This is a genomic window from Mesotoga infera (genome assembly GCA_011045915.1).
Taxonomy (GTDB): domain Bacteria; phylum Thermotogota; class Thermotogae; order Petrotogales; family Kosmotogaceae; genus Mesotoga; species Mesotoga infera_D.
Genome location: DSBT01000147.1, coordinates 1 through 2,192, shown reverse-complemented (window position 1 = coordinate 2,192; position 2,192 = coordinate 1). Strand labels below are relative to the sequence as shown.

At 41.4% G+C, this 2,192-nt stretch carries 3 protein-coding genes; 1 reads left to right on the top strand and 2 read right to left on the bottom strand.

Annotated features, from left to right (window positions below):
* Positions 1-761: 761 nt before the first annotated feature.
* Positions 762-1,295, bottom strand: a complete 534-nt coding sequence (locus ENN47_05385; GenBank protein ID HDP77607.1) for a chromate transporter — start codon at positions 1,293-1,295, stop codon at positions 762-764.
* Positions 1,292-1,825, bottom strand: coding sequence for a chromate transporter (locus ENN47_05380; GenBank protein ID HDP77606.1), 534 nt, complete (start codon positions 1,823-1,825; stop codon positions 1,292-1,294). Before ENN47_05380 ends, ENN47_05385 begins: the two co-directional genes overlap by 4 nt.
* A 224-nt stretch (positions 1,826-2,049) precedes the next feature.
* On the opposite strand from ENN47_05380, the gene ENN47_05375 reads away from it, so the two are divergent.
* Positions 2,050-2,192, top strand: a 143-nt coding sequence (locus ENN47_05375; GenBank protein HDP77605.1) for a PRC-barrel domain containing protein, incomplete at its 3' end; no start/stop codon positions are given.

The window sequence follows — 2,192 nt, the reverse complement described above, 5'->3', positions numbered from 1 at the left end:
TAATCCCAATAGAGTGCAAAAGAGTCGATCAATAACCTTCAGGAATCTTCCAGAGTCCCGGTCCGCCGTCAACGGTTATCTCGTCCTCGGGGATTTTCCACAGGCCTGGTCCTGCAAAGGCAACACTACCAAAAGCTATCAAACCAATGAGAATAATCGCTGCTATCTTTTTCATTCAATTCACCTCCATAATCTGCTTGTTCGTGTTATCAATTCCTCCAGTTATCATCTTTCAGTGATCTTCTTCTTCTGGTATCTTCCACATACAAAGCACCTCCCGGTCAAGTGTTTGAGTTACAATACATTTCACTTTAAGCCATAATCTCCAGATTACAATCTTTGAATGATCAGCTTTTAATAAAAGATAATAGGTCGCTCGGACAACAAAAGAACAAACCTTGCCGAAACGGAACGAGACGGTAAGTCCATTTTAGATCATAGCCGACCAATTTCCAAAATAATGTAAGAGAAAGTATTTCTTGTATAATCAAGCGCTATCATCCATAAACATCAATAATTAGCAACTGTGGGAAATATAAAAAATATATCAGTTATAAGCAAACGAACGAAGGTATACTGTGTTTTAATCGAAAGCTTTGTTACTGTGTAAATTGTACTCGCAGTTGATAGCGATACATACCGGAGATAAATGAATCTATATACTTATTCGAATGAAGAGTTCAAATATTGCAGTCGTGAGATTGCATTATTTTCACAACGCAAGGCGGCTAATAAAAGCATTTAGGTATGGAGCTCAGATTCTAGATAGGAAATAGTGCGGTCCAGATTACGCCGACAAGACCCGTTCCCAAAACTATCCAAATGACAGACAGTTTTAACTTGTAAAGAATAACGAAGGCAAATACTCCAAGAACTAGCGTGAAAATACTGTTGATAGATTCAATCCCTATTCTGAATGTGGCCGAAAGAATCAACGCTACTATACCTAGTCTGAGAGCATTGAAGACCTCTGAACTGTCGATCCATCTTGACAGAAGTTTCAGGAGCTTTAGAATCAAGAAGATCCAGAATACGCTTGGAAGAACAACTCCAACAGTGGCACAAAGCGATCCAGGCACACCGGCGATCCGATATCCTATGAAAGTTGCAGAATTGATTGCTATTGGACCCGGAGTCATTTGTGAGATGGAGATCAGCGTAAGGAATTCTTCGAGATTCATCCAGTTGTTTATATTGACAATCTGATCTTGAATTAAGCTGAGAGCGCCGTATCCACCCCCAAAAGCAAGAAGTCCGATTTTGAAAAATGACCAGAGAAGCTCCAGAAGAATCATTTCGCCAGCCGCCTATCAATAATATAGATTAGTATGGAGCAAAGGAGCAAAACCCATATTGAAGAGATGTTGAAGAAAACAATGGCCACCGTTCCAACGGCGATTACGATCAAAACAAGATATCTTTTCAGACTCTTTTTGAGTAACTGAAAGGAAAGATTTGCCAGGATTACCGTTACACCAACTCTTGCACCAGCAAAAAAACCTTTGAAGACTGGCAAATCCACGAAATCGGTGAAGAATGTCGCAATGACAAGTATTATTAGGAACGGAGTCAGTGAAGCTCCTAGAACTGCGAAGAAAGCCCCCCACAGTCCAGCCAATCTGCTGCCCAATATCATTGCCGTGTTGATTGCGATCACTCCAGGCACGGTCTGGGCGGTCACAATTACGTCGAGAAATTCATCTTCCTTCATTATTTTGTATTTGTCTACAATGAATTCCTTTATTACAGGAATCATTGCGTAGCCGCCACCAATTGTGAATGAACTAACCTTGACGAATATCCAGAATAACCGGAACGGGCTCATCGACTTCACTGTTCGTCGCATTCAATGCTTGAGACGAACTTCCTCCTCTCAGATCTAATGGCTTTTTCGAGACAACCCTTTGGGCGGGAAGATCGACGTCTTCCATGTCCTACTCCCTTCTGCTCATATATTGTACAACTCCTTCTCTTTTTCTGCAGTCAAACATCTAGTAATTGAAATGGTGTATGTGTTGCATGATAAACTTGACTGAAGGGGGTGAACCTATGGAAAACAGAATCAGATGGGGCGCCAAAGCGATCTCTTCCGACGGTAAAGATCTCGGAAAAGTCATTCGGGTAGTCATACATCCCAAGAGCAACGAGGTTACTCATGTTGTAATAGAAAAGGGAATTTTCAACAGGGTGGC